The sequence below is a fragment of the Legionella steelei genome, assembly GCF_001468005.1.
Classification (GTDB): domain Bacteria; phylum Pseudomonadota; class Gammaproteobacteria; order Legionellales; family Legionellaceae; genus Legionella; species Legionella steelei.
In genome coordinates, this window is the sequence record NZ_LNYY01000005.1 from 92,306 (window position 1) to 118,509 (window position 26,204).

Sequence of the window (26,204 nt, forward strand, 5' to 3'; positions counted from 1 at the left end):
TAACAAAGCAGGAAGCGATCATGTGGGACCAGAATAAACAAGAATATTTAAAGCGCTTGTCCAAGATTAAACCCTATCTTAAAAACAACAAATTTGTTGAGGCAAATGATTTAGTCACCGTACTTTCTCTGCTGATACACTCAGGTGACCGAGTCTGCATTGAAGGGGATAACCAAAAGCAAGCCAGTTTTTTGGCTATGACAATGGCTCAGTTAAATCCTGTAGAGATAAATCATTTGCACATGATCCAATCGGCGATTGCCTTGCCTGAACACCTGGATGTTTTTGAAAAAGGTATCGCTAATCGAATTGATTTCTCTTATTCTGGCCCGCAATCTGTGCGACTTGCCAATATGGTAAACGATAAAAAAATTGAGATAGGTAATATCCATACCTACAATGAGCTTTTTGGACGATTAGTAGCAGATTTGACACCTAATGTGTGTTTGTTGATGGCAGATAAAGCAGACAGGCAGGGTAATTTATTTACCGGCGCGAACACCGAGGAAACACCGGCCCTTATTGAGGCGACCAATTTTAAAAATGGTGTGGTTGTGGTGCAAGTTAATGAACTGGTTGAGCACTTACCACGAGTTGATATTCCTGGCGATTGGGTTGATGTTATTGTTCAAGGTCCGGAAACCTCCTATATCGAACCATTGTTTACCCGTGATCCGGCACAAATAGACGAAATAAAAATATTAATGGCTATGATGGTGATCAAAGGGATCTATGCCCCTTATCAAGTGAATATCTTAAATCACGGGGTAGGATTTAATACCTGTGCCATTGAATTACTTTTGCCGACCTATGGCGAATCATTGGGTTTAAAAGGAAAAATATGCCAACACTGGGTGGTTAATCCTTTACCTACTTTAATCCCTGCCATTGAAGCTGGATTTGTGAAAACAATTTATCCGTTTGGGGGAGAGGTAGGCATGAATCGTTACGCCGCTGCACGTCCCGACATTTTTTTTACGGGCAAAGAAGGGGAGTTACGTTCGAATCGTATGTTAGGCCAGTTGGCGGGACATTATGCCTGTGACGTTTTTATCGGAGCAACATTGCAGATGGATCTGGAGGGCAATAGCTCGACCGCGGTTGAGGGGCGTATCGCGGGTTTTGGTGGCGCGCCTAATATGGGCTGTGATGCTCCTGGTCGACGCCATTCTTCTTATGCTTGGTTGAAAGCAGGACAAGAACGCAGCCAGGCATTGGCGACCAAAATGCCACGAGGAAGAAAACTGGTGATTCAAATGGTCGAGACGTTTCAGAGTTCAACACAACCTACATTTGTGGAGCAGTTGGATGCTTGGGCTTTACAAAAAGCGATGAATGCTGATTTGCCTGCGGTGATGATTTATGGAGATGATGTAAGTCATGTAGTGACTGAAGAAGGGATTGCCAATCTCCTGATGTGCCGCACGCTCGAAGAGCGTGAGCACGCCATTCGTGGGATTGCAGGGTATACTGAAGTTGGAATAATGCGCGATAAGATGAAAGTCGAGGAATTGCGTCATCGAGGAGTAATAAAACGTCCAGAGGATTTGGGGATTAAGGTGTCTGATGCAACTCGTGATTTATTGGCAGCCAAGTCAATTCGCGATCTTGTTGATTGCTCCCAAGGGTTATATGAACCGCCTGTAAAATTTAGAAATTGGTAGGACAAAGAATATGGAACATATGGAATTTCGTTTTACGCTTTCAGGGGAACGCCTTCAAGGTAAAAAAACAGTTTGTGGTGTAGTTGGCTCCGGGAATTTGGAAGTCATTATTGAAACCAATACTACTGCAGAAACGATTTTTAATATCCAGACGGCAGTTGAACATTACAAACCCGTTTGGAAAATGGTTATTGGTGATTTTGTGAGTCAACACCAACCCATCGGTTTGCAATTCACTCTCAATGATAATGGCGCAACACCAGCTGTTGTTTTATTACGCTTAAGCCAAGCGTTGGACGAGTTTTATGGCAACTGCAAAATAGGAAGTAACTATGAAGAGCTTGACGCGCGTGAGCGCATCCAGGTTATTTTTGATGAAGACTCCTTTACTGAGTGGCTTGCTGATGAAAAACTATACAGTCCCTATTTGGCCGCTTTAAATTTACCTGGTGAAGCAGATGACGGCGTTGTGATTGGCTCTGCATTGCTACAAAAGAGTAAAGTGCTTGTTGCCGCACAACAAAAAGATTTTATGGGTGGTGCCGTGGGCGAAATTCATGGTGCAAAGCTTACTGGTTTATTCAAAGCAGCGGTCGCGACGCAAGCTAAGGCCGTGGTTCTTCTCATTGATAGTGGTGGTGTGCGTTTGCACGAAGCAAATGCTGGAGAAATCGCAATTTCTGAGGCGATTCGCTCTATTTTTGAGGCACGACATCATGGAATAACCACTATAGGTGTGATTTGTGGTAAGAATGGTGCTTTTGGAGGCATGGGAATTATTTCAGCATGTTTGGATTATCTTGTGATTAATGAAACAGGACGTATTGGGGTATCAGGTCCTGAGGTGATTCAAGCAGTGGCAGGTATTGAGGCCTTTAATGCACAGGACAGGGCTTTGGTTTGGCGTGTGTACGGAGGAAAAACCCGCTATCTACAGGATATTGCGCAAAACTATGTCGGTTCGAATGTTGCAGAAATACGTACTCAATTGATTGCTGCTCTTGATAAAAATCTGCCGCTGAATCTTAGCTCTGTAAAACAAAAACAGGCGTTGTTAAAAAAACGGTTTCAAGAAACACAAGGATATCAAGAGCAGGGAACTTATCTGCGTCATGTTGCGCCAAATTATGCGGCAACTCTTTTTGATATGGATGAGCAGGAATTTTTACAGGCAGCAAAAAATATAAAAAAGAAACTGTAATTCATTGTAGCCTGGGTGCAGCGCAGCGGAACCCGGGAATGTGATTTAGATCGATCACCGGTTCCCCTGTGCTGCACCCAAGCTACAAAGTATTCAGTCTGTGATGATACAAAAGGAATAAAAAATGGTGGCATTAAAGGATCTTCTCAAACAGATATTTTCTCTGGAAGTTAAGTTGACTGAAAATCAATCCGTTGTTTATGGACATGCGACTTTGAAGAAGCAACGGGTACATATTCTTGGGGTCAAGGAATCAACATTTTTGGGGGCGGAGCAAGCACTGATTATGGCTCAGCATGTAATAGATATTCTTGAAAGCCAATCTAAAGATCCCGTTTTGCTCTTAGTGGATGTTGCGGGACAAGAGTTAACAATGCGTGATGAGTGGTTGGGGATGCAACAGTATTTTGGCCATTTACTCGAATGTTTGGAGTGTCTACGTCAACAAGGGAATGCGTTGATATCACTGGTTTATAACCAGGCATTAGGAGGTGCTTTTATTGCCTATGGTTTGATGGCGGATACCATTTTAGCTTTGCCTGATGCTGCTTTGGCTGTGATGTGGCTGGAAGGTATTGCTAAAGTAACAAAAATAGAATTAGCGACACTCCAAGAGCTTAGTAAAACATTCCCAGTTTTTGCTCCTGGGGTGCAAAATTTTTATGAGCTTGGTGGGGTGCATGAAATCGTCCGCATCCCCGAACTTACTGAAAAAATTGATTTAGCGATCCAAAAACACAGGACACAGGACGAACGAGCTTTCTTGGGAAATGAGCGTGGAGGCAGGAAGCTGGCGTTCTCGATTATCAATAAAGTAGCCAGTCATTTATGAACTCGCAACGGCATCATTTGATTTATCTTAAGCCTTATGCTGATTTTGTGATTACTTCATGTCATGAAGATCAGAAGATGATTGCCGGAGAGGTAGCACTTTGGCTAACACGAGGATTGCCTTGCATTTATGCGAAACAAGTTTGCTCCGCAACGAGTTTCGAAAGAGGCCTAATTAATTTGGGGGTAACTCTTTTTCACGAAAATAAAAAGCATCGAGTTGGCATGCAAGTTGCTCCTTCATTCGTGCAAAAACAACAGCCATTGCCACAACTTCTCGAGATGCAGAATTTTTTCTCCTCTTATTATGGGATAGAGGATTTAACGAGCATTACTGCTACATATCCAATTTCTGATATTGCTGTCTATGGATCATTTTTATTCCAATATTTATCTGGCGCCCCTTTTGTTAATGATGCTTCAGATCTTGATTTACTGATTCATTATCAAGAATATGCTTGGACTGATTTGCATGAAACAATTAGCGCGTTAACAAAGAAATTTAATCGTACGATTGATGGAGAGGTACGCTTTCATAATTTTGGGGATATTCCAATCAAAGAATTACTCGATTTATCTGCAAAAAAATTGTTATGTAAGCGTAAGGACAGCATTACGTTATTATCAAGAGCTGAGCTTTATGAACACTATCCCTTGCTGTGAAAGAACGCTCGCCAAAATGGCGGTTCGAGCACTTTATTTGGAAGTGAAAGCTTATCCAAAACCAGGTTTAGTCAGTTTTGTGGATGCTGGGGCTCATCGCGATATGGACGGTGATACATTCTATCGTAGCCTGTTTGCTTTGCGCCATTATTTTTATCACATTACAAAAACAGGATTAGTCACCAATTCTTTTGAAGAATTAAAACAAATAGCGATTGCAGCAGAAGCGCACATGTTGAAAAAAACTTGGGGGGTGAATACACATCGTGGCGCTATTTTTGCCTTAGGTATTGTTTGCGTTTCGGTGATTCGTTTGGCTCAGGCAAAAAAACAATTCACACCTGCAGATGTGCACCGGCAAATATTAAATGATTGGCCAAAACATTTGCAAAACCATTTAGGTAATCCGGGAAGTCATGGTGCTTTAGTCCGTCAAAAATATAAGGTTCTTGATGCGAAGCACATGGCGATGCATGGTTATGAACTGATTTTTGAATTACTTCCTGCCTTTATGTCAATTTTTATGGAAACCCGATCGCTTGATACAGTGTGTTTATATGCTTACTCAGAGCTTTTATTGCGTATGGATGATACCAATATCTTGCATCGGAAAGGCAAGCTGGGGTTGAATTATGCGCAAGAGCGGGCTGCAGAATTATTGACGATTCAATGTGTGCAAACCCGCCAAAAAAAAGCGTTGGAATTGCATCACGTTTTCTCCACTATAGGGATTAGCCCAGGAGGGGTCGCTGATTTGCTCAGTGTTTTATTGTTTCTTGGCCAATTATTTTGTGAACCATTACGCGACTATTCCAATCTTAAAAAATTTTAGAAAATTCAATCTATACTATGATTAAGACTATGTTATTTATACGGCAATTCATTTTTTGAAAAGGGAGAGTATATGGAACCGTTCAATCATTTATCTCAAGCAGAAATAATACCCATACTTTCTCAAGCAACCATTTTTACAGGAATTGGCCTTATTGAACAAAAAATGCTTGCTGACAAATGCGTTATTGCAAGCTATAGAGCTGAAGAGATCGTCATCGAGCAAGGTGAAGTGGGGGATAAGCTTTATATTATTATTCGTGGTTCGGTGCAGGTTTCTGTAAAAACACAATCTATGGGTTGGAAGCGTGTTAATACTTTGGGAGCCGGTGATGTGTTTGGGGAAATTGCTATTTTACGTAATATTCGCAGAACGGCGCGTATTAGTACACTCACCGCATGTCAATTTCTGACGATTAATGCTAGAGATTTCTTGGCCGTTTATCAATATTTTCCTGCGCGAGCAAGAGACAATATTCAATTAGTTGTTGCAAAACGATTGCAACAAAGCGGTGCGCACATTCGTTTGTAAATACAGTTGGATATCTTCCGTGGGATATCAACAGTTGAAATAAATTGCAATTTCCGGAAATAAAATGGAAGCAAATTTTTTTAATATTATTTTAGGGTTTATCGAAGGATTTGGCCTGATTATTTCCCCTTGTATTTTGCCCATCCTACCTATTTTTTTAGCGGGTTCACTCACTGGATCCAAAAAAAGACCGGTAGGGATTATTGTCGGCTTTACTTTATTTTTTGCCTTATTCGTTTTCTTTTCGCATCAATTAGTACGTTATTTAAATATTGATTTTAATATCGTGCGCGCTATTGGCTATGTCGTTTTACTTCTTTTAGGGCTCATTATGCTCTCGAATTATTTAACAGAGCAATTTGGCAAAATAACACAGGGATTTACCCGCATAGGTAATTTTTTTTCTTCAGCAAATAAACCAGAAGCAGGATTTTGGAATGGGGTATTCTTTGGTGGAGTTATTGCCATTATTTGGACTCCTTGTGCGGGGCCGATTTTAGCGGCAATTATTGTACAAACCGCATTACAGAAAACGACAATAATTAGTTTCTTCACTTTGACGGCTTTTGCTTTAGGCGCTGCGATTCCTATGTTTATTATTTCCCTATACGGGAAAAAAATAATGAATACTTTTGCTTTTTTTAAAACGCGCGCAACTCTTTTCCGTAAATTTTTAGGCGGAATAATTATCGCGAGTGTCGTTTATATGATTTACTTTGAGGGCTATGTGGTTTCCTCTTCAGTGTCTCCGCAAACCGGGATTAAGACGTCAAACGCACTCATCAACGGGCTATGGTTTACCTATCCCGCACCACCGATACAAGGGATTGACGCGTGGATTAATTCTCCTCCTTTACGCTTAGTTGATTTGCATGGAAAAGTAGTTTTAATCGATTTCTGGACTTATTCATGTATTAATTGCTTGCGTACTTTACCTTATACCAAAGATTGGTATGCTCGGTATCATGATAAAGGATTAGTTATTATTGGTATCCACACCCCAGAATTTGATTTTGAAAAAAATCTAGATAATGTCAAAGCAGCTGTGACGCGATATGGGATTTTGTATCCTGTAGCACTTGATAATCAATTCGTTACCTGGAGGAACTATCAAAATAATTATTGGCCTGCACATTATTTAATTAATAAAAAGGGCGATGTGGTTTATAAGCATTTTGGTGAAGGGGATTACGATGTTATGGAGAATAATATTCGTTTTTTATTAGGGGTTAAGGATTTATCTACTTTAAGGGCATTAAAGGATACTTCATTTAACCTCATGCAGACACCAGAAACTTATTTAGGATATGTAAAAGCTGATGCGGACTACAGTCCGGAACTTATTAAAGACAAGACGGCACAATATCATTTTTCTAATACATTATCTCCTAACGCATGGGGCTTAGAGGGGGCGTGGCAAGTCAATGCTGAGAATATCATTGCGCAAGAAGCAAATGCTGCTCTAAAAATACATTTTAATGCGCGCAAAGTCTATGCGGTTATGGGCAATAGCGCTACAAAACCCATTAAGGTCACTGTAATTTTAACCGACGCACCATCCGGTAAAAAACTTCAGGAACACAGTATCTTAATCGATAAATATTCCATCTATGAATTAATTTCCCAAAAGCAATTCACCAGTGGCTATCTTCAGATTATTGTTCATGAGCCTGGAATCAAAGTATACACATTTACCTTTGGCAGTTGATACTTGATTCCAACCTGAATGTTTCAATTTGATTTTATTGGCTAGGGGACGCCTGAACAACTGAATTATGAATTATTGATGCTTCCTTTTTTTCTTCCTGAAAGAAAGATGGTGTTTTGGGTCTGCTGATGCTGGAACCAGGTTCTTTTGTAGGAGTTTCACGAGTTGCTACAACAGCTTGGAGGGGCTTTGGTTTGAACTCTGGGTATTTTTTTTGCAACTCCAAAAAAGGTTCAATTTTAAATAAAAATTTAAATAATTCGATGGTCTCTGCGTCTTTTACGATTTGTTCTAAAAACATTCCAAAGTCGATAAAAATTTGTCCGTTGTGAAATACAGCAACCTCGGGGTTAATTGCGCTTTCAATTTCTTGTTGTGTATATCCAGGAGAACTCCATCCACCAATTGCCTTAATTGCAGCATCTTTTTTTAATGCAAAGGAAAAGACATTCATCAACGCATCGCAAAATTTACTTGCATTCCCCATAGGGAGATCTACGAGCAAGCTTTTACCATAAACGTTAGATTTACTCGTAATTTTGATGCCAATTCTTTTATGATGAACGCTAAATGATTTTAAAAATAAAAGCACATTATCTGCTTTGACGAGTTCTCTTTTTGGGGTTATTGGATAAGGGGTAGTGATATCCATACTGCCCGGAATTTTTGTTAAGAGGCTTGCGAAGTTAAAAGCGCCAATATAAAAAAAGTGGCATGCACCACCGCCTAGAACATGTTCATATTTTATTGACTCAGTTGCATCCTTGGCTACGCTAAATAAGCTTACCTGTAAAAGAGGCCAGCCTGTATGGTAATTACGTAATAGCTCTGGGATTTTATAGCGGTCACTTTGCAATGCATTGTAGCGATTTAAGACGGAGCTCTGCTCTTCTTCCAAAAAAGAATGTATTGGCATGATCTTTCCTTTTATCAATTAAATGATGCTTCATAAGACACTATTGATTTACTGTGTATATAGGGGCTGTGTACAATACTACTGTCTTGACTAAAATCGCGGCATTTTAGCTTAAGCGAGCAATTGTAAACAGCCCCTATTTTTTGATAATCGAAAGAATCTTTTTTACCTCAGCAACGACTTTTCCTTCTTCATCAGTTATAGGAACAAAAAATTCGGACTCAATTTTTTGTTTTTCGTTGACTTCAAGTCGAATTTTTTCAACAAGCTCTGGGGATAATTTGAATCGTGCATAAATAGTTCCTTTGGCAGGTATTTTATAGCGAATAGATGCTGATTTATCCCATACAATGTACCCCTTTCCTAATAAATTCATGAGCATCAACATATAAAAGGGATCGGTCATTGAGTACATGGAACCGCCATAATGTGTTCCCACATAATTTTTATTCCAAAAGCGCATTTTCATCTGAACAACAATTTGAGTGCCATCAGCATGAAAATTTTTTACACTAATTCCAGCTCCCCAAAAAGGTGGCCAAAATCGCATCATTCTTAATAATGTCGAGAATTTCATTCGCTATTCCAGTACAATGGAGGCTATTTACAGATCTTATTTTTCATTTTAAGTCTATTGCAGTCAACAAATATTATATACTTCGACTTTTTTTAACGGATTGATTAGGTTTTATTATGCATCGTTTTATCGCAAAAAAATTTTTTGTTCTCGCTACTCTACTTCCCCTCGCGGTAAATAGTGAAAGTAACTCCTATCTTCCACCTATTTTTACTGAGAAGGATAGGCTTGCAGAAATTCAGGAAGTATTTCCACTCATTGATAAACTGTATCAGAAGTACGCAGAGAAAAATCATGTTCCTGGCTATGCATATGGAATTATTGTGGATGGTCGTTTGGTACATACAGGAAATGGTGGCTACACTGATATTGCAAAAAAAATTCCTGCAACGCCGCAATCGATGTTTCGCATTGCGTCGATGACTAAAAGCTTCACTGCCATGGCTATTTTAAAACTTCGAGATGAGGGTAAATTAAGATTAGATGATCCTGCCTCCCTTTATATTCCTGAACTCAAAGATCAAAAATTAACTCAAGATGCCCCAGAGATTACGATTCGTGATTTATTAACGCATTCTGCGGGATTTCCAGAAGATAATCCCTGGGGTGATAGAAATCTGAATCAAACAGATGAAGAACTAATTGCTTTGGTGAAGCAAGGAATTGCACTATCTAATGTTTCTGAAACCTCATTTGAGTACAGTAACTTGGGGTACGCACTCCTGGGGTTGATTGTTAAAAAAGTATCAGGAGTTTCTTATCAGGACTATGTCGCAGCAAATATTTGGCAGCCTCTAAATATGAATCAGGTCGCTTGGGAGTTTGCGCAAGTTTCACCAAATCAATTAGCGCATGGTTATCAATGGGTGGATGGACATTGGCAAGAGGAGCCTCTCTTACACGATGGCAGTTATGCTTCTATGGGAGGAATGATTGCTTCTATAGAATCGTTTAGCCGTTATATGACATTGCATCAAACTGCGTGGCCTGCACGAAATGATGTGGAAACCGGGCCAATAAAAAGGAGTTCTATACGTGAAATGCACCAAGCGTGGCGATTTTATGCTGTAGACTCAAAAAATAAGGATCATGGCAAAGTATGTCCCACAATAAACGCTTATGGTTATGGATTAAGATGGTCTAGGGATTGTAATACTCGAGTCGCTGTCGGACATACTGGTGGGTTGCCTGGGTTTGGAAGTAATTGGATCATATTGCCTGAATATGGCATAGGTGTGGTTTTATTAACGAATGTGACCTATGCAGCTGCAGAGGCAGTTAATGCGAAAGTGATTAACACACTCATTCATGAGGCACAACTTAAGCCAAGAGAGTTACCGCCCTCACATATATTAAGTGAACGACAAAAAGCATTGATGAAATTACTGCCTGAATGGAAGGATGCAAAAACAAGTGGAATATTTGCAGAGAATTTCTTTTTGGATTCATCTGTTGTGTTGTTACAAAAGAAAAGCCAAGAGCTTTTTGACAAGACAGGGAAAATCCTCGATGTTGGCGCGATCATTCCAAAAAATCAATTGCGGGGATATTTTATTCTGAAAGGGGAAAAAGCAAGTCTTAAAGTAAGTTTTAGTTTATCACCACAAAATGCGTTAATTCAGAATTATGAAATAAAAGTAAAAATGTAACCTGGATTGTAGTTGATTTACGTGAACGTTCGCGTGTCCGGAAAGTCTCATGTAGGTCGGGCCTTGGCCCGACAACTCCTTTCCTTAAAAAACTAACTTAATATGGATATTGCGGCAAATTTTTCCGGGAATGCTCAAGGGTAGGTACACGTTCATTTAAAATGGAGGAACCTGGGTTTCGTTTGGCTTCATCCAGGCTACGTTTAAAGAATACTTTGTGCAGATACAGCTTTTTCGCAAAGCATGCGCAATGCGCTGGCAATTTGTTTTAATTCTTTATTGTGTAATTGGTATTCCTTACCTAATTGAATTGGATCGGCAAAACTTAACCATACTTGAGCATCATGGTCTTCAGTAGCCATTATCCGTAAAGGTAAATCCAGTGCGATTGCCGCATTTTCTTGCATTAATGGGGTGCCTTTTGCAGGATTACCTATAATAAGAACTTCAGTTGGAAGTAGGGTGAGATTCACCTTTTGTGCTTCCTTGCTGTGATCAATATGAGCAAATATTTTTCCGCCTTGTTGCGTCACAATATCAACTACTCGTTCTATTGTTTGTGTGACAGAGTAAGGACTTTGTAACGCTTGTGAACCTGACCCTTCAGGAGCGCCCAGCTTAAAGTCAAATGCAGCCGCAATTTTTCGACCGAGAATATCTAAATCAATTAAATGTTCCTTATTAGCCAAAAGGGTAACGCATAAAAGTTCGTTTGCTGCAGTAAAACGACTTAAGAATGCTGAAAAGCCAGGAATATTGCCTTTGATTTCCATTAACCCAGGGTGTCCCGGAAATAGCCAGCCTGCATTGCCTGGAATGGTGGTTTTGTTATTTAAGGTAATACAATGATAAAGGAAATCTCTGTTCTCTGTTTCTTTAACTAAAATGGTCCCTGCCAGGCTGATATCCCATATGCTAATGTCCTCTGCAGAGGCGATAACGCCACTATGTGACATAGTGGTTGTCCAGGTGACCTCTGGGATTGCTTCATTCTCTGTGTTATAGCCTAGAGCAACTTCCATAGGGTCTATATAGATAGGATTATGCAAAAATTCGCTATGTTTAAAGGGAGGAGCATCTTTGTTCAGTTCATTAGCAATTGATGTTTTATTTTTGACAAAAAATGTTCGTTTTAGACCCACACGATTAATTTGATTTTTTGTTACATAGTCCTCGTAACTCATGTGACTGACTTTTTCAATAATAAGCCCCAATAAGTAATAATTGGTGGCACTAATTTGCATTTTGGTGCCTGAAGGAAAATATAAGCCTGGATCCTTAAATAAACTAAAAATGTCTTTAGGTTTATAATCTTTATGGAAAGAAAAACCGTCACATTGGGTGTAATCGGGTATTCCTGAACTGTGGGTTAGTAATTCTCGAATGGTGACACTTTGCCATGTTTGCGGAATTGAAATATAAGCAGACACTAAGTCATCTAGCTGCAGTTTCTTTTCTTCTTTTAATTGCATGATGGCTACTGCAGTAAATGCATGGGTTAATTGACCCACGTGAAAGAGTGTACGTGTCGAGACTAAAAGCTTTTTTTCTGTATCCGCGAATCCATAGCCGACTACTCGTGTAATATAGGGCGCTTGAACAATCGCCAGAGACATCCCAGGAATATTATTTTCTTCCATATACTCAATAATGAGATCGTCTACAGATCGGCCTAGATAAAGAGTATGAAAATCACCACGTCCGCTACCGGAAAGAGTATTCATTATTATTCCTTTCTGCAAACAAATTATTTTTTTAGTATAGATGAATATTGATGATAGTTTAGAGTGTGGTGAAGCTAAGAGTGCTCTAAAAAACAGATAATTTATGAGATAATAGTTTTCTAGAGTAAGCGAGCATGACGGTAGTGCATCGAAGTAAATGGAACATTCATAGGCATTTAAAAATGATAAAAATTGATCTTTTGCAAAATAATCTTGATGCGATCCCTGAACTTGCCCGGATTTGGCGAGAAGTTCTTGGAAAAATTTGGTTACCTGATGTGCCACTTGAAGTTGTAGAGCAGCGTTTTCTTGACCATGCGAATAACGATAAAATGCCTATGACGTTTGTCGCATTTGATGAAAAAAAACCAGTAGGGATGTGCAGTTTACGCGAAAATGATGGTATTCGCCCTGATTTAATGCCATGGTTAGGCTCCTTAACCGTAAAGCCCGAGTATCAAAACCAAGGACTCGGTAAACGCCTTATTGACGTAACTAAAGAGCAAGCAAGAAAAATGGGGTATGAGATTCTGTATCTTTTTGCCTTTGATCGAACGATTCCCAATTACTACCAATCTTTGGGATGGAACATTATCGATACTGACCGTTTTAAAGGACATCCTGTTACGGTAATGGAAATTATAATGTAAACCTTAATTATCCTCAGGATAATCACGAATACAACCCCCCCCATAATTTTGCCTATATTTTGCATATTTTGTTCTCTTTTTTTGCATTTTTGGAAATTATTGACTAGCCTTTACTTGCACTAATAAGAACTCTTCTTATTGGTTTAAACATTTTAGGGAGAACATAATGAACCAGAATATTTTTCAAGGAAAATGGATGGAAATCAAAGGTCAAATGAAGCAATTTTGGGGAAAACTTACGGACGATGACCTAAAACAAATTGAAGGAAATCAAGAGGAAATTTTTGGAAAGCTAAGAAAACATTATGGCTATACGGAAGAGCAAGCCAAAAAAGCAGTACACGACTTTCAAAAGAAAATGCATCATTAAAAATGAACAGTGATTTCGCTTTATAAAAAGGAGTTTAATTATGGAAAACAGAGGAATTGTTAAATCCGGCGAGCTAACAGGCTCTAAGGTAATGAACCCCGCACATGAAAACCTCGGTGAGATAGCAGAGGTTGTTATCGATAAACAATCCGGAAAAGTAAGCTATCTCGTATTAGATTTTGGTGGTTTTCTGGGATTTGGAAATAAATACTTTGCGGTGCCCTGGAATCTTTTTTTATACGACAATAAAGATGATTGCTTTATTCTCAATGTTGAGAAGCACCATTTGCAAAATGCACCTGGTTTTGACAAAGATCATTGGCCAAATTTTTCAGCACCTGCATTTACGACGACAATAACTGGTTTTTATACAGGAGGTAAAAAATCATGAGCTCCTTATCAAAAATATTTTTTACCAGTTTACTTTGTAGTCTCTGTCGCTTCGTTTGCTAATGATAATACTATGGGTTCAAATGCCACTGGCACGAGCTCAAGTTCTACTGCAAAAAGCCCTAAGACTACTATGGGAACAAATTGGGTTTGTACTACCAATGCAAGTTCTAGTGAAAAAAGAGCAGATCAAGACGCGGATAAGAAAATGTCTGATCATACTGGTTCTGCTTCTAAATCATTTGCTTTTGCACAAAAACATTGTCGAGACTGTACACAAATCACTTGTAATGTGAAAAAGTAAATCTAATTACCTGCATGCCTATCCCAGGTATGCAGGTAACTTTTTCTAAAAAATATATTTTTTTCAATTAATTAGGCGTTTACCCTAGTTCCCTGTAACTCATGAATGAATTATTTTTTAATAGATTTGAAGAATTTAATAATTCTTCCTATGCTAAAAGGAGTTTTTAGTAATTCATTTTATGCCAAGGAAAGCAAATGAACATTTTAAAAACCCAAGTTTTAAATGGGCCTAACTATTGGTCAAACTACAGAAAAGAACTCATAGTTATCAAACTCGATCTAGGGAAATATGAAGAGCTTCCAACAAATCGTATCGCTGGATTCAAAGAGCGACTGATTCAGGCCTTACCTAGTTTACACAGTCATCGATGTTCTTTGGGGATTGAGGGTGGATTTTTAACACGAATTGAGGATGGCACATGGTTAGGACATGTGATTGAACATATTGCTTTGGAGTTGCAATGCCTTGCAGGCATGGACTGTGGTTTTGGTCGAACTTATGGGACTAAGGACTATGGGGTTTACCATGTGATTTTTGCCTATCAGATTGAAGAGGCTGGATTGTATGCCGGAAAAACAGCAATCGACTTCATAACCGCTATCGCAGAAGGCAATAAATATCCGCTTGCTGAAGCAATCAATCATTTAAAAGAGATTTTTAAAAAACAAGGTTTGGGACCAAGTACTCAAGCACTTGTAGACGAAGCCCAAAAAAGAAAAATTCCTTGGAAGCGTTATGAAAACAGTTCCTTAATTACATTGGGATATGGTCGAAATCAAAAAAAGATATGGGCTTCTGTGTCTTCGAAAACAAGCTCAATTGGTGTCGACGTTGCCTCCGATAAAGAGTTGACTAAGTGTATCCTTAATGCAAATTTTATCCCAACGCCTAAGGGAATGATTATTAGTTCTGAGGAGGCACTAAATGAGGCGATTGAACAATTAGGTTTCCCATTAGTAATTAAGCCACTTAATGGCAATCATGGAAAGGGCGTAACGACTAATATTAGCGATCTTAATAAAGCAAATTTTGGTTATGAGCTCGCAAAAAAATTTTCCGATCAATTGATTATAGAGCGCTTCATATCTGGAAATGATTATCGATTTTTAGTGGTAAATCATAAAGTGGTGGCGGTAGCCAAGCGTACACCTGCGCAAATTGTAGGTAATGGAGAACTGACAATTAATCAATTAATTCAACAGGCGAATGAGGATCCCAATCGAGGTGACTCTCATGAAAATATCCTGACAAAAATCAAAATTGATGAATCGACGTACTCTATTTTAAGACAAAATAATCTGACTCTGGGAAGTGTTTTACCTAAAGATCATATTTTAGATTTAAAAGAAACTGCAAATTTAAGCTCTGGTGGCACAGCTAAAGACGTTACCGATGCGGTTCATCCTTTTAATGTCTTTCTTGCAGAACGTGTAGCACGTCTCGTGAATTTAGACATTTGTGGAATAGATGTTATTTCAAAAGACATTAGTTGTCCGCTTAATGAGAATCATGGAGCCATTATTGAGGTTAATGCAGGCCCAGGATTAAGAATGCATCTGGCACCTAATGAGGGTAAGCCACGTAACGTAGCTGAGCCGATTTTAAATATGCTGTATCCAGCAAATTTAACGTCAAGAATTCCAATAGTCGCAGTTACAGGTACTAATGGAAAAACAACCGTAGTCAGATTGATTGCTCATCTTGCACGTGCTGTAAATCATTATACAGGGTATACAACCACTGACGGCATTTATATCAATAATAAATTAATCTATAGAGGAGATTGCAGCGGTCCAGCTAGTGCGCAAGCAGTTTTGTATGATCCTGAGGTTGATTATGCAGTATTAGAATGTGCTCGAGGGGGGATTTTACGTTCGGGCTTAGGTTTTGATGAGTGTGATATCAGTGTGATAACTAATATTACTGGCGATCATCTAGAGTTAAATGATATTCATACATTGGAGGAGATGGCGGAGGTCAAGGCGGTTGTTGGACGCAGCACCAAAGAAACAGGATATTCTATTTTGAATGCTGACGACAGGCTAAGCTATGACTTAAGACATGATTTACACTGCAACATTGCTTTGTTTAGTCTGTGTGATGGCCCACAGATTAGAAAGCACTGTAGTTTAGGTGGCTTGGCTGCTTATCTTGATCAAGGGAATATTGTTGTTCAACGAGGATCGGAACGGACTATTCTGGCGGATGTCAAATCAATACCGCTTAGTTTCCAAGGTTCTGCAACCAGCATGATCCAAAATATCTTAGCGGCGGTATTAGCTGGAGTTATCAGTCATTTCTCTTTAGATAAAATAAAAGAAGCCCTCCAGATGTTTTTCCCCACAGTTGAAAATCTTCCTGGCAGGATGAATCTTTTTCACTTTCCTCATTGTCAAATTATGCTCGATTATGCACATAACGAAGGTGCATTTCGTGAGTTAAAAAATTACCTTGCTTCGATTCCTTGTGCTAAAAAAATCGGAATTATTGGGGTAGTAGGTGATCGCCGTGATGAGGACATAGAGCAGTTGGGTTATCATGTTGCCTCCATGTTTGATGAAATTGTCATTCGTCATGATAAGGATGGACGCGGACGAACCCACCATGAAATGAACCAACTTTTTATTGCCGGAATCCTTCGTTCAGACTTTAAACCGTCTTTAAATATTATTTCAGATGAGATAGAGGCGATTGAACATATGATGGAAATGGCGGAACCCAATACTTTTATCTTTTGTGCGGTTGAGGATGTATTTGAAACCACCAATTTTCTCAAGAGAAAGGAAAAACAATTGATGATGGTCAATGAGGTTTACAATGATACCCAAAGCTAAGTTATTGATTATCGGTGGTGCAGAGGATAAAGGTGACAATGAACCAGTAGATATTTTTGAGCAAAAAAGAGAATTTACTCGTTACGAGATTTTAAGTGAATTATTACCTCCATCAAATAAGAAAATAGAAATTATTACAACGGGTTCAGAAATTCAGGATGAAGTAAAACAAATATACCAAAAAGTTTTTCATGATATGGGCTATAACAACATTGGGTTTCTTCCTATAAAAAAAAGAAGTGAAGCACGCAATAATGAGTATTTAAAAAGAGTAGAAGATACTGGAGCTATTTTTTTTACCGGAGGTGATCAGTTTCGCTTATCAACAATATTAGGTGGCACCCCTATTGTTGATATTATTAAAGAACGATATCTGCTGGATAGTGATTTTATTATTGCGGGTACCAGTGCTGGAGCTATGGTTATGGGCACGGTAATGATTACCGGGGGCGGTTTATCAGAGGCTTTAAGGTATCGAAACTTGTTAACCTCTTCAGGATTAGGGATCTTATTGTCTTGTATTATTGATACACATTTCATTAAAAGAGGTCGATTTAGTCGACTTGCACATGCAATTATTATGAACCCAGAACAATTGGGTATTGGCTTGGGTGAGGATACGGCTCTGGTCATTCGCAATGGCTCAGAGGCAGAGTGTTATGGCTCGGGTATGGTAGTTATTATTGATGGCAGAAATATTGATCAAACGAATATCACCGATGTTGAAGAAGGGGAGCCTGTATTTGTTGAAAATTTAATTGTGCATCTTTTGGTCAAGGGATGTCAATTTTCTATTGCAAATCGCACCTTAGCAAACCCCGCAATCCCTCCCAATAAATTATCTAAATGACGGAATAACGTGATGAATAAAATTGCAATCGCAGTACATGGTGGCGCTAGTGAAAACTATTCTTTCTTGCAAGAACATCAAAAGGAATTTGCATATGGTCTAGCTCAAGCAGTTGAAATGGGTTATTCAGTGCTTGATAAAGGTGGTTCTGCTTTAGATGCAGTAGAGTCGGCAGTTGGTATTCTAGAGGACAATCCATTATTTAATGCAGGAAAAGGTTCTGCATTAAATTCTCGCGGTGAAGTTGAAATGGATGCCTCGATCATGAGTGGCAAAGAGTTACAAGCCGGCGCTGTGTCTATGGTACGCACTGTAAAAAATCCGATTTATTTGGCAAGGTTAGTGATGGAGAAAACGAGACATGTCTTTCTTTCAGGATACGGTGCTTTAGAAATAGCAAAAAAGTATGGTTTAGACATGGAAGCAGAGTCTTATTTTATCACCCCTCATCAGTATGAAATGTATCAAGAGCTCAATAAAATAGAGACTATGGAAGACATTCAGAATAAGAAAATGAAAGGGACAGTAGGTGCCGTAGCTTTAGATGTACAAGGAAATCTTGCTGCAGCAACATCAACAGGTGGAACCAGTAATTGCCTTCCAGGACGAATTGGTGACAGTTGTGTGATTGGTGCTGGATGTTATGCTAATAATGCAACATGCGCAGTGTCTGGAACAGGGGTAGGCGAATATTTAATTAGAGGCGTGGTTGGTCATGCTATCTCTATGATGATGGAATTTGATATGTCCATCCAGGAGGCATGTGATTATGTAATTCATGAACGCAATAAGCAGTTAAATAGGGAAATGGGCGTTATTGCGCTGAATCGAAATGGTGATTTTGGTATTTCTTTTAATACTGAAATTATGAAAAGAGCATGGCGAAGCTCATCGCAAGCAATGCAAATTAAGTTATTTGATTAGACCAAGCATATTGTACTTGAATGCAGTGAGGTGAACTCCTCGTCATCCCGAGCATGGCAAAGTATCTCCATTCTGTAGCTGTGTTATGAAAGAGACCCCTCGCAGTTCTCGGAATGACTTGCTGTCCTATTTTATAGTGGGGGAGGAGGACGTCGACCAAGTAGCCCCATTACAAGAAATACGACAAAGATAACAAGAAATAAAAAGAATAAAATTTTTGCAATTCCTGCAGCCGCTACTGCAATTCCACCAAATCCAAATGCAGCGGCAATGATGGCTACGATAAAAAATATGAGAGCCCAATATAACATAACAACCTCCTTGTGTTTTTATTGAACAGAGTATTCTTTTAAATTATAGCTAAAAATTAGGAATAAGAATGATTATAGCCTGGGACTGCGTAGCGGATTCTGGGAAATCAGGTTATGCCGGCATCGCAAGGGATAGTGTAGGTTCCTGTTTTGATGAGAGTTCCAGGGTTTTGGTCCTTCGGACCTGCACCCTGGCTACAATGTTTTAAAAAAAAGGGGAATATTGCGCTATTTAAGTGACCGTATTAATACAGAATCGCAATCATGAGTAAACTGGTAGCAATTAAACCAATTAGTGCAAGACTGGAATTGCCTCCAGGAACCAAGTGGCTTTCTGTTGTGATTAATGTTTGACGGCCTCTCCATGCCATGATCGCAGGCAATAACAACAGTAAAATAACACAACAGATACCAGCATAGCTTAATGCATGCAGATAAATCCCTGGATTTAATAGAACTACTGCGAGTGGAGGAAGGAATGTTAAGAGCAAAATATATTTTCCTTGGTTTCCTGATTTCTTTAGTTTTAATCCATCCGCCAGGAAATCAAATAATCCTAAAGAGACACCTAAAAATGCGGTGAGCATACAGATGGAAGTAAAAAAGCCGAAGAATCCGCTAATCCATTGATTTTGAACGGATTGGCTTAAAGCTTCTGTTAATCCACTGGTAGCATGTTCTGAATTCATGAGGGCAAGCAGTCCATTTTCTCCTTCACGAGAGACAACGCCCATAATGACCGCATCCCAAACAATGTAACATGCAAGAGGGATAAGCGAACCGAAGAGTATCACTCGCCTTAGGCTGCGTACATCATCCCCAAAATAGTCTCGTAAGCTGGGTATTATCGATGCATAGCCGAATGAAGTAATTAAAATCATTAAAGTGCCTGTAAAAGCACGTGCTGAACCATCAGTTAGGCCCAGCGTAGAAGCATGAGGGCTAATAATTGCAACTAATAAAACGTATATGCCTAATTTTCCAAACATTAAACCACGGTTCACATAATCTACAGAGCGTATGCCTTTGTAAACAATTAAACTGAATAAAAGTGTAAATAGGATCGCAGTGACGCTGGGAGGCAAATTAATATTCATTTTATGCAATAAGCTATTGAATACGTCGCTGCCACCTGAAATATAAGCTGAGAGGAGGGTATAGAGTAAAAATAAGTACGTGATCCAAGCAATGATTTGGCCCGGTAAACCCAAAGTGGATTTAGCCATGGATATCATGTTGCTGCCTGGTGGAAGACGTAGATTAACCTCTAAGAGTAATAAGGCACCTGCAGTCATGACCAGCCAGCAAAAGAATAAGAAGAAAATTGAATTGCTAAAGCCTACTTCCGCTGTAGAGACAGGTAAGGCTAGCATTCCTCCACCTATTGACGTTCCTACTATAAGTAATATTCCACCTATTAGTTTTGAATTGATCATGAGATATAATCCAAAATAGTATAAAAATAATTCAATATGATACTTTATTATTCATTTATAGTCAATCGTATCATAGCCCTTAAAATTCAGAATTGATGCATAAAATTCTAATTTATATTCCCACATGAAGGTAAAAAATTTTTTTCAGATGAGATATTCCTTGCCCTGACCTCTCTCCCCACAAGTGGAGGAGGGATCCTCTCTTAAGTAAAGCAAGCATCCCTTCTCCCGACAAGGGAGAAGGTGCCCGTAAGGACGGATGAGGGCTCACCAGATTGTCTACATCAAATTGTAAAACTCATGTATTAATAGCCCGATCGAAACAGCAACTACAGCAATCGGGGTCCATTTGCCGCCTGGAACGATAAAGGCAGAATGATGTTTTCTCCTGCCAAAATAACACATAAGAGCAGGTAAAAGTAGCAGTAATATGATACAAAAGATACCGGCATAACCCAAAGCATGGATGTAGGCGCCTGGATAATAAATGACTATAAGTAGTGGCGGGACAAAAGTAAGTAAAAACAATCCCAGACCATGGCCTCCTTGTTCGCGTAACTTTAAACCATCGGCAAGAAAACTGTATAAGCATAAAGAAACACCAAGAAATGCAGTGAGCATGCAAATGGAGGTGAAGAAGTTAAATAGGGCGCTGATGGTTGTATTTTGTACTTTATTCGAGAGCATGCTTGCCAGAGCACTTGTCGTATGCGGGTTATGCATTAAACTCTCAAGATTTTGACTGCCTTCAGAAGGCAGGGCGCCCATAATTACCGCATCCCAAGCTAAATAACAAAATAAAGGGATTAGCGAGCCAATAAGAATAACTTTTTTCAACTGCTTTACGTCATCATCAAAATAATCTCTTAGATTCGGTACAATGATGGCAAATCCAAAAGAGGTAATTAAAATCATAATCGCGCTACCGATATAGCGCATATCGCCGTGATACAAATGTTGTATTTCTATGTGTGGTGCGATAAGCAGTATTAACAAAAAATACACTGTTAATTTACCAAACATTAAGCCACGATTCACATAATCCACATAGCGGATGCCACCATAAACGACTAAGCCAAAAACAAAAGTGAACAACAAGCTGGCCTGCCAATCCGTCAAATGTAATCCTATTTTGAAAAGAAGACTATTTAAGACGTCAGCTCCTCCAGAAATATAGGCTGATAGTAGGGTATAAAGCAAAAAAAGATAGCTTATCCAGGCAGCAAGCAAGCCATAATTACCTAAAGTAGCTTGTGCCATAGAAACCATATGCTTCCCTCTAGGTAAATAAAGATTTGCTTCAAGAATAAAAAATGCCCCTAAAGTCATAAATACCCAGCAAAGGAATAGAAAGATTGACGATTGCCAAAACCCTGTAGCCGCATTGGCAACAGGCAGGGCCAGCATACCCCCGCCTATAGATGTTCCAACGATTAAAAGAATTCCCCCGATAAATCTTGAGCGCATTAAATTGCCTTACTTGGTTGCATAAACTACAGGTGATGGTACTGGAGCTGGGCAGGTTGCACAAGTCTTAGTCCCATAACTATTGAACCATTGAATTTCAATGCGTCGATTAAATGCACTGCCATGAATCAATTTATTATCACCTACATCATTTTTATCGCCATAACCTTCGGCTTTAAGAAGCTGAGCTGGAATATTATTTGCCCATAAGAAGGTCATCATTGTTTCTGCCTGGGCTTGGGACATTAATTTTTTATGGTGGCGCGAACCGACATCATCGGTGAACCCGGCAACATAAACGGGGCTTAATGGGTAAAATTTTAACAATCTTATAATGTTTTCCAAACCAGGGTAGCAAATTTCATTAAGACGAGGACTTTCAAACATAAAATACTTATCAACGGGTACAACCAAGGTCATTGTATCCCCGTACTGTACATACTGGATATTTTCTTTATTTAGTTCTTTAATGATGCTGCGTCGACTGGCTTTGTTAAGCGCTACAATGGCACCCACAGTACCTCCGGCAACGGTACCTGCTAATGCACCAGCCACGTTACCGGTTACTGCTGCGCCTACTGCAGTACCGAAAACGGCTCCTGTAGTTACTCTTTTAGGCATAGGGTGTACCGGTTTAAAATTATTATAAGGTGGATGAAAGCAACTACTCAGTAAACTGGTGATTAAGCCATAACATAGAATCCGAGTTTTAATTAGTTTGAGTGACATATTCACTCCCTTGTCCAGTGATTTTATCATTATTAAACATCTGCTTAAATTTCGCAATTGTAACGTCTTAATACTTAGAGCATATGCAGTCAGAATCTTTGGATAGTGCTGCCTGGGTAAAGCAGCGGAAATGATGATTTCCGTGTTTCAGGTTCGCTTTACCCAGGTGCTTTGAGAGTTAAAACAGGATTTATGAGAAACAACACGACTTATCTATCTCAGCATCCTCATCGATATTTATCGGATCTAAGGTTACTGTTTTTGGTAGTTTTGGCTTAAAGAAAGAAATCAAACTGACTTCATTGGTGTATTCAGCATCATGGCGGCTAAATGATCTGAACTCAGTAAAGCACGACAATGCTTTATATGCTGCTGCAAGCAGGCCTCCAACAATAGTTATACCTACGGCAACACCTAAAACAGGTTGGACAATCAGTACAGGTAGTGCAATGCCAAAGATTCCTGCATACAGGGAAAATGCGGTGGCCGCATAGAACATTAATTCGCATGCCTTGGTGAGATTATGAAATAAAATGCTAATTTTTCTCGATTCACAGGCACTTCCAGTTTCATCTATTAATTCTTTGGGTTTTATTACCCCATTTTTTACTTGTTTTAATCGCGCTATAAATAGTTCATAGCTGATTAAAATTTCTGTGATTCTTTTTTCAGAAACTGCTTTGGTATAAGACAGGTTATAGTAATCTTTTACTTGATCTATTTGCCATTGCAGTTTTCCGTCAACTTGCAGACCATCAAATATTTTTTGTAATTCTTTGTCACAGTTGCTTAAACGTGGTTCAAATTTACTATGATTAACAGGCATGATTCATCTCTTTATTATTATTGTCCGGACCATGGGTTATAACCATTTCAATTGAGAGGAATGGTCTAAATGTCTTATATCATAATTAAAGTGAGTTCGACATAACAAGTAATCTTATTTTTTTAGGTGCTATTTCCATTTCTATTTTCTTGGTCAAACTGCCCTGATTTTCTACGATTCAATGCCCACATACTATTTTTCGTCATACCTATACTGGAGATCCCTGTTGGCTTAGATGGCGAGGGGATTACTACTCGACTTGAAATCGGCATAAGTTTTGAAAGTCACAATGTTGGCAAATCGTTAAATGAGCCGGTTGAGGGGGGCAGTGGCCTTCTTGAAATTCTTGAGCTAAATCCGTTAGTTGCCTTTTCCAGAGCTCTCTATACTCTGTCCATGTCTCTTCTTTCTTTAAAGGAGTAATCCCACTGATATTTAGTTTCTCCTCACTAAACCCCATGGCATTTATTTTTCCAGTTTTTACTTGTAGGAGTAATAACGCATTAATCTGTTCATCTAGTAGTGCATAAAGTAATAACTGTGATTCTTTAGGTCGTTCTTCATTCCAAGGTTTGCTAGCAGGAAGACTACTCTTGTAATCAATAACCCATTTTTTATCTTCCACCTGATCCAGGCGATCGACACGTACTTGTACCTCAAGACCTGCTAAATTAATTGCATAAGATTGCTCTATGGCTGCAATTGCAAAAGGGGGACGTTGTTTTTCCCATTCAAGACAAGTTTGTACCAGTCGTTTGAGGCGTGTGTACTCCACTTCTTGAATTGAATCGGAGAGTAATTCACACAGTTGTTTTTTTAGAGGCTCTAAAGCCGTATGAATGGCCTCTTCAATATACTGTTCCAGAATATTGGGCGCTAAATGAAGAAGGTTATGCTGAGTTTCCAACTTTTGCCACAGCAGTTCCATAACCCTATGAATAATTTGTCCTCGCTTTTTATTGTCCAAACCATCGGTTGTTGGCAAGGAGGCTTTTGCGCGCAGTCTGTGTTCAGCGAATGCTTTAAAAGGGCATTTCGCTTGATTCGAAAGGATTGCTGTGCCTCCATGAATGTGCTCTTCGGTCAATAATGGAACATTAAAACATTCCTCCGCACTCATTAAATCAGGTTGTTTTTTTAATGCGTCATTTGTTGGTAGTAATTCAAAATTAGGAAAATCAGTGATTAAGGCGCACGGCAAATTGGGTGTGTCAGCCTGCAATTGAGCGTAGCTCAATACAACGGAATCGGCACTTCTTTGTAATCGTTGGAGAATCTGGCGTGCAAATTGTAGTTCACGAGCGGGTAAGCTATGAGGCATACATAATTCTCGTTGTAACTGTGGCGGGATAAAGGCAGATAAATGTACTTTTTGAGGCAAGCATTGATCAGTTAAGCCCATAACCCATAAACTGTCGAACTCACATCCTGACGCTTCCAGTAAACCACAAATCTGAATCGGTGCACTTGTTTTTTGTGCTTGAAAAATAGTGTTTCTTATCAGATGTTGTACCAGCTCAAGTACTTCCAATTTGGTGAAGCTCGAGTTAAATAACGCGAATTGTCTTAGCTCATCAAAAACCGTGATAAAACGATTAAGACACTGATAATTTTCTGAGTTGAGATTATAGTCTCCAGGAAATCCTAAAGTATTGAGACGTTTTTGAAATAAGCGTATCCATTCTTCTACCGTAGCTTCTTGAGGATAGGGAGTGAGATGATTCAATAGTGTAGCAAGTTTTGGGACGTGATCTTGCAGTTCCTTGATTAAATGTTTTAAGGGGATCGAATGATTTGTCAGTAACGTTCCTTCTTGCAAATACTCAGAACGTGCAATGAATTCTTCTTTAGAGCTGCCTATGTAAGGTGACTGCAGCAGCAAATTGGCTTGATGTGGATTGAGATGGGTGTCATCTAAGTTAAGCCAGCATAAAGCATGGGCTACTAAAGGGAAATTACTTAGAGATTGGCCTAAGGAGATATTAAAAGAAGTTGTTTCAAAGTGCTGTGCTAAAGTTCTTTGTAATGCATGAGATTCTTGCTCTAAATTGGGAACAACGACTCCAATATGTTGATCCCCTTCTTTAATCTTTAAATGCAACCATGCTATGAGCTGTTGATATTCTTCTTTGTTATCTTCGGCGGCTAATAGTTCAGTTTTCGACAACTTGTCCTTTAAATCGTATTGATATTGAAGGAAACCCTTTTGTGCCAGGCATTGCTGTAAAAGCACTTGTTGGGGAGTGAAGTCATCGAAACAAACCCAGACAACATTTTGAGAAAAGAAAGAACTATTGGCTTGGAGTAAATAGGGTATTAACGCATGTTCAGTAATAAAATTGTGGCGTTTTAATTGCTTATCAAACAATTGCCACCAGCGTTGAAATTGTCGCGTTTGTGCTGTGTGATTGAAGGCTGAATCATGCAGATTAATTTGCCACTGCTGACAGCGCTCCCAAGCACTAATTACTGCTTGAAGAAGTCCATCACTGTAGGTGATGTTGGATTCTTCTTGGATTATTTTACGCCATAAATACTGGCATTGAGCGTTGTTTAATAAGGTGGGGTGGGTATTATGTGGGTTAATAAAGTTGAGTTGTTCATAGGCTTTGCTTAGCGCAACACGAAACGGCATACATGCGGGCTTATCTACGGTCGGCTTCTTACATTGAGCAAAATAATACTGCAGGATTGTTTCACTGAGTCGGTTATTGGGAGTGAGTACAGTGGCTTTTTGCGCTAAAAGAAGAAAAAGCTGCTCTTTATCAGTAAACGTATGTATTGGCATAAAAATCCAGATCAAAGTAGTTCATT

At 39.2% G+C, this 26,204-nt stretch carries 24 protein-coding genes; 15 read left to right on the forward strand and 9 right to left on the reverse strand.

Annotated elements, in window-relative coordinates; genetic code table 11:
- The first annotated feature begins 20 nt into the window (after positions 1–20).
- From mdcA to Lste_RS01815, 7 genes are all read left to right on the forward strand, one after another.
- Positions 21–1,664 (forward strand): malonate decarboxylase subunit alpha, encoded by a 1,644-nt coding sequence (gene mdcA, locus Lste_RS01785; RefSeq protein ID WP_058509374.1) that lies wholly within the window; start codon positions 21–23, stop codon positions 1,662–1,664.
- Positions 1,665–1,674: 10 nt separating this feature from the next.
- The gene (locus tag Lste_RS01790) at positions 1,675–2,865 is read left to right on the forward strand and encodes a biotin-independent malonate decarboxylase subunit beta (RefSeq protein ID WP_058509375.1); all 1,191 of its coding nucleotides are present in this window, start codon (positions 1,675–1,677) and stop codon (positions 2,863–2,865) included.
- Positions 2,866–2,989: 124 nt separating this feature from the next.
- Entirely contained in the window at positions 2,990–3,697 is a 708-nt protein-coding gene (locus Lste_RS01795; RefSeq protein WP_058509376.1) for a biotin-independent malonate decarboxylase subunit gamma, read from the forward strand.
- Positions 3,694–4,359, forward strand: coding sequence for a phosphoribosyl-dephospho-CoA transferase MdcG domain-containing protein (locus Lste_RS01800; RefSeq protein WP_058509377.1), 666 nt, complete (start codon positions 3,694–3,696; stop codon positions 4,357–4,359). Before Lste_RS01795 ends, Lste_RS01800 begins: the two co-directional genes overlap by 4 nt.
- Positions 4,337–5,191 (forward strand): triphosphoribosyl-dephospho-CoA synthase, encoded by an 855-nt coding sequence (locus Lste_RS01805; protein ID WP_058509378.1) that lies wholly within the window; start codon positions 4,337–4,339, stop codon positions 5,189–5,191. Before Lste_RS01800 ends, Lste_RS01805 begins: the two co-directional genes overlap by 23 nt.
- 72 nt (positions 5,192–5,263) lie before the next feature.
- Positions 5,264–5,722 (forward strand): cyclic nucleotide-binding domain-containing protein, encoded by a 459-nt coding sequence (locus Lste_RS01810; protein WP_058509379.1) that lies wholly within the window; start codon positions 5,264–5,266, stop codon positions 5,720–5,722.
- Positions 5,723–5,786: 64 nt separating this feature from the next.
- Positions 5,787–7,430 (forward strand): cytochrome c biogenesis protein DipZ, encoded by a 1,644-nt coding sequence (locus tag Lste_RS01815; RefSeq protein WP_058509380.1) that lies wholly within the window; start codon positions 5,787–5,789, stop codon positions 7,428–7,430.
- Positions 7,431–7,464: 34 nt separating this feature from the next.
- Here Lste_RS01815 and Lste_RS01820 read toward each other — a convergent pair whose 3' ends face one another.
- On the reverse strand, positions 7,465–8,346 hold the full coding sequence (locus tag Lste_RS01820; RefSeq protein ID WP_058509381.1) for a hypothetical protein: 882 nt from the start codon (positions 8,344–8,346) through the stop codon (positions 7,465–7,467).
- Positions 8,347–8,482: 136 nt separating this feature from the next.
- Positions 8,483–8,923: a DUF4442 domain-containing protein gene (locus tag Lste_RS01825; RefSeq protein ID WP_058509382.1), complete on the reverse strand. Its 441-nt coding sequence runs from the start codon at positions 8,921–8,923 to the stop codon at positions 8,483–8,485.
- Positions 8,924–9,039: 116 nt separating this feature from the next.
- On the opposite strand from Lste_RS01825, the gene Lste_RS01830 reads away from it, so the two are divergent.
- Positions 9,040–10,572 carry a serine hydrolase domain-containing protein gene (locus tag Lste_RS01830; RefSeq protein ID WP_058509383.1) on the forward strand — a complete coding sequence of 511 codons (1,533 nt, stop codon included), beginning with the start codon at positions 9,040–9,042 and terminating at the stop codon, positions 10,570–10,572.
- A gap of 203 nt (positions 10,573–10,775) precedes the next feature.
- On the opposite strand, the gene Lste_RS01835 is transcribed toward Lste_RS01830, so the two are convergent.
- Positions 10,776–12,296, reverse strand: a complete 1,521-nt coding sequence (locus Lste_RS01835) for a serine hydrolase (protein ID WP_058509384.1) — start codon at positions 12,294–12,296, stop codon at positions 10,776–10,778.
- A 182-nt stretch (positions 12,297–12,478) separates the two neighbouring features.
- On the opposite strand from Lste_RS01835, the gene Lste_RS01840 reads away from it, so the two are divergent.
- From Lste_RS01840 to Lste_RS01870, 7 genes are all read left to right on the forward strand, one after another.
- The gene (locus Lste_RS01840) at positions 12,479–12,946 is read left to right on the forward strand and encodes a GNAT family N-acetyltransferase (protein WP_058509385.1); all 468 of its coding nucleotides are present in this window, start codon (positions 12,479–12,481) and stop codon (positions 12,944–12,946) included.
- A gap of 166 nt (positions 12,947–13,112) precedes the next feature.
- The gene (locus Lste_RS01845) at positions 13,113–13,316 is read left to right on the forward strand and encodes a CsbD family protein (RefSeq protein WP_058476887.1); all 204 of its coding nucleotides are present in this window, start codon (positions 13,113–13,115) and stop codon (positions 13,314–13,316) included.
- Positions 13,317–13,356: 40 nt separating this feature from the next.
- Complete coding sequence (locus Lste_RS01850) at positions 13,357–13,707, forward strand: PRC-barrel domain-containing protein (RefSeq protein ID WP_058509386.1); 351 nt, start codon at positions 13,357–13,359, stop codon at positions 13,705–13,707.
- Positions 13,708–13,779: 72 nt separating this feature from the next.
- A complete protein-coding gene (locus Lste_RS01855) occupies positions 13,780–14,010 on the forward strand; it encodes a hypothetical protein (RefSeq protein WP_058509387.1) in 231 nt (76 codons plus the stop codon).
- Positions 14,011–14,207: 197 nt separating this feature from the next.
- A complete protein-coding gene (gene cphA, locus Lste_RS01860; protein ID WP_058509388.1) occupies positions 14,208–16,847 on the forward strand; it encodes a cyanophycin synthetase in 2,640 nt (879 codons plus the stop codon).
- Positions 16,831–17,697 (forward strand): cyanophycinase, encoded by an 867-nt coding sequence (locus Lste_RS01865; protein WP_058509389.1) that lies wholly within the window; start codon positions 16,831–16,833, stop codon positions 17,695–17,697. Before cphA ends, Lste_RS01865 begins: the two co-directional genes overlap by 17 nt.
- Positions 17,698–17,709: 12 nt before the next feature.
- Complete coding sequence (locus Lste_RS01870) at positions 17,710–18,621, forward strand: isoaspartyl peptidase/L-asparaginase family protein (RefSeq protein WP_058509390.1); 912 nt, start codon at positions 17,710–17,712, stop codon at positions 18,619–18,621.
- Between the two features lie 131 nt (positions 18,622–18,752).
- Here Lste_RS01870 and Lste_RS01875 read toward each other — a convergent pair whose 3' ends face one another.
- The 6 genes from Lste_RS01875 to Lste_RS01900 form a co-directional block, all read right to left on the reverse strand.
- Positions 18,753–18,932, reverse strand: a complete 180-nt coding sequence (locus tag Lste_RS01875) for a DUF1328 domain-containing protein (protein ID WP_058509391.1) — start codon at positions 18,930–18,932, stop codon at positions 18,753–18,755.
- Between the two features lie 245 nt (positions 18,933–19,177).
- Entirely contained in the window at positions 19,178–20,368 is a 1,191-nt protein-coding gene (locus tag Lste_RS01880; protein WP_058509392.1) for an amino acid permease, read from the reverse strand.
- Between the two features lie 279 nt (positions 20,369–20,647).
- Positions 20,648–21,835, reverse strand: a complete 1,188-nt coding sequence (locus Lste_RS01885) for an amino acid permease (protein ID WP_058509393.1) — start codon at positions 21,833–21,835, stop codon at positions 20,648–20,650.
- A 9-nt stretch (positions 21,836–21,844) separates the two neighbouring features.
- Positions 21,845–22,564 carry a C-OmpA-like family protein CmpA gene (gene cmpA / locus Lste_RS01890; RefSeq protein WP_058509394.1) on the reverse strand — a complete coding sequence of 240 codons (720 nt, stop codon included), beginning with the start codon at positions 22,562–22,564 and terminating at the stop codon, positions 21,845–21,847.
- A 190-nt stretch (positions 22,565–22,754) separates the two neighbouring features.
- The gene (locus Lste_RS01895) at positions 22,755–23,390 is read right to left on the reverse strand and encodes a DUF5638 domain-containing protein (protein WP_058509395.1); all 636 of its coding nucleotides are present in this window, start codon (positions 23,388–23,390) and stop codon (positions 22,755–22,757) included.
- A gap of 250 nt (positions 23,391–23,640) precedes the next feature.
- Positions 23,641–26,178 (reverse strand): PD-(D/E)XK nuclease family protein, encoded by a 2,538-nt coding sequence (locus tag Lste_RS01900; protein ID WP_058509396.1) that lies wholly within the window; start codon positions 26,176–26,178, stop codon positions 23,641–23,643.
- Positions 26,179–26,204 lie beyond the last annotated feature (26 nt).

What these genes read in the sequence shown, in the direction of transcription:
- cmpA (WP_058509394.1), bottom strand. Translation starts at nt 22,564, where the DNA reads ATGTCACTCAAACTAATTAAAACTCGGATTCTATGTTATGGCTTAATC.
- Lste_RS01810 (WP_058509379.1), top strand. Translation starts at nt 5,264, where the DNA reads ATGGAACCGTTCAATCATTTATCTCAAGCAGAAATAATACCCATACTT.
- Lste_RS01805 (WP_058509378.1), top strand. Translation starts at nt 4,337, where the DNA reads ATGAACACTATCCCTTGCTGTGAAAGAACGCTCGCCAAAATGGCGGTT.
- Lste_RS01875 (WP_058509391.1), bottom strand. Translation starts at nt 18,932, where the DNA reads ATGTTATATTGGGCTCTCATATTTTTTATCGTAGCCATCATTGCCGCT.
- Lste_RS01840 (WP_058509385.1), top strand. Translation starts at nt 12,479, where the DNA reads ATGATAAAAATTGATCTTTTGCAAAATAATCTTGATGCGATCCCTGAA.
- Lste_RS01845 (WP_058476887.1), top strand. Translation starts at nt 13,113, where the DNA reads ATGAACCAGAATATTTTTCAAGGAAAATGGATGGAAATCAAAGGTCAA.
- Lste_RS01790 (WP_058509375.1), top strand. Translation starts at nt 1,675, where the DNA reads ATGGAACATATGGAATTTCGTTTTACGCTTTCAGGGGAACGCCTTCAA.
- Lste_RS01885 (WP_058509393.1), bottom strand. Translation starts at nt 21,835, where the DNA reads ATGCGCTCAAGATTTATCGGGGGAATTCTTTTAATCGTTGGAACATCT.
- cphA (WP_058509388.1), top strand. Translation starts at nt 14,208, where the DNA reads ATGAACATTTTAAAAACCCAAGTTTTAAATGGGCCTAACTATTGGTCA.
- Lste_RS01870 (WP_058509390.1), top strand. Translation starts at nt 17,710, where the DNA reads ATGAATAAAATTGCAATCGCAGTACATGGTGGCGCTAGTGAAAACTAT.
- Lste_RS01825 (WP_058509382.1), bottom strand. Translation starts at nt 8,923, where the DNA reads ATGAAATTCTCGACATTATTAAGAATGATGCGATTTTGGCCACCTTTT.
- Lste_RS01895 (WP_058509395.1), bottom strand. Translation starts at nt 23,390, where the DNA reads ATGCCTGTTAATCATAGTAAATTTGAACCACGTTTAAGCAACTGTGAC.
- Lste_RS01855 (WP_058509387.1), top strand. Translation starts at nt 13,780, where the DNA reads ATGGGTTCAAATGCCACTGGCACGAGCTCAAGTTCTACTGCAAAAAGC.
- mdcA (WP_058509374.1), top strand. Translation starts at nt 21, where the DNA reads ATGTGGGACCAGAATAAACAAGAATATTTAAAGCGCTTGTCCAAGATT.
- Lste_RS01795 (WP_058509376.1), top strand. Translation starts at nt 2,990, where the DNA reads ATGGTGGCATTAAAGGATCTTCTCAAACAGATATTTTCTCTGGAAGTT.
- Lste_RS01900 (WP_058509396.1), bottom strand. Translation starts at nt 26,178, where the DNA reads ATGCCAATACATACGTTTACTGATAAAGAGCAGCTTTTTCTTCTTTTA.
- Lste_RS01815 (WP_058509380.1), top strand. Translation starts at nt 5,787, where the DNA reads ATGGAAGCAAATTTTTTTAATATTATTTTAGGGTTTATCGAAGGATTT.
- Lste_RS01835 (WP_058509384.1), bottom strand. Translation starts at nt 12,296, where the DNA reads ATGAATACTCTTTCCGGTAGCGGACGTGGTGATTTTCATACTCTTTAT.
- Lste_RS01880 (WP_058509392.1), bottom strand. Translation starts at nt 20,368, where the DNA reads ATGATCAATTCAAAACTAATAGGTGGAATATTACTTATAGTAGGAACG.
- Lste_RS01830 (WP_058509383.1), top strand. Translation starts at nt 9,040, where the DNA reads ATGCATCGTTTTATCGCAAAAAAATTTTTTGTTCTCGCTACTCTACTT.
- Lste_RS01850 (WP_058509386.1), top strand. Translation starts at nt 13,357, where the DNA reads ATGGAAAACAGAGGAATTGTTAAATCCGGCGAGCTAACAGGCTCTAAG.
- Lste_RS01820 (WP_058509381.1), bottom strand. Translation starts at nt 8,346, where the DNA reads ATGCCAATACATTCTTTTTTGGAAGAAGAGCAGAGCTCCGTCTTAAAT.
- Lste_RS01865 (WP_058509389.1), top strand. Translation starts at nt 16,831, where the DNA reads ATGATACCCAAAGCTAAGTTATTGATTATCGGTGGTGCAGAGGATAAA.
- Lste_RS01800 (WP_058509377.1), top strand. Translation starts at nt 3,694, where the DNA reads ATGAACTCGCAACGGCATCATTTGATTTATCTTAAGCCTTATGCTGAT.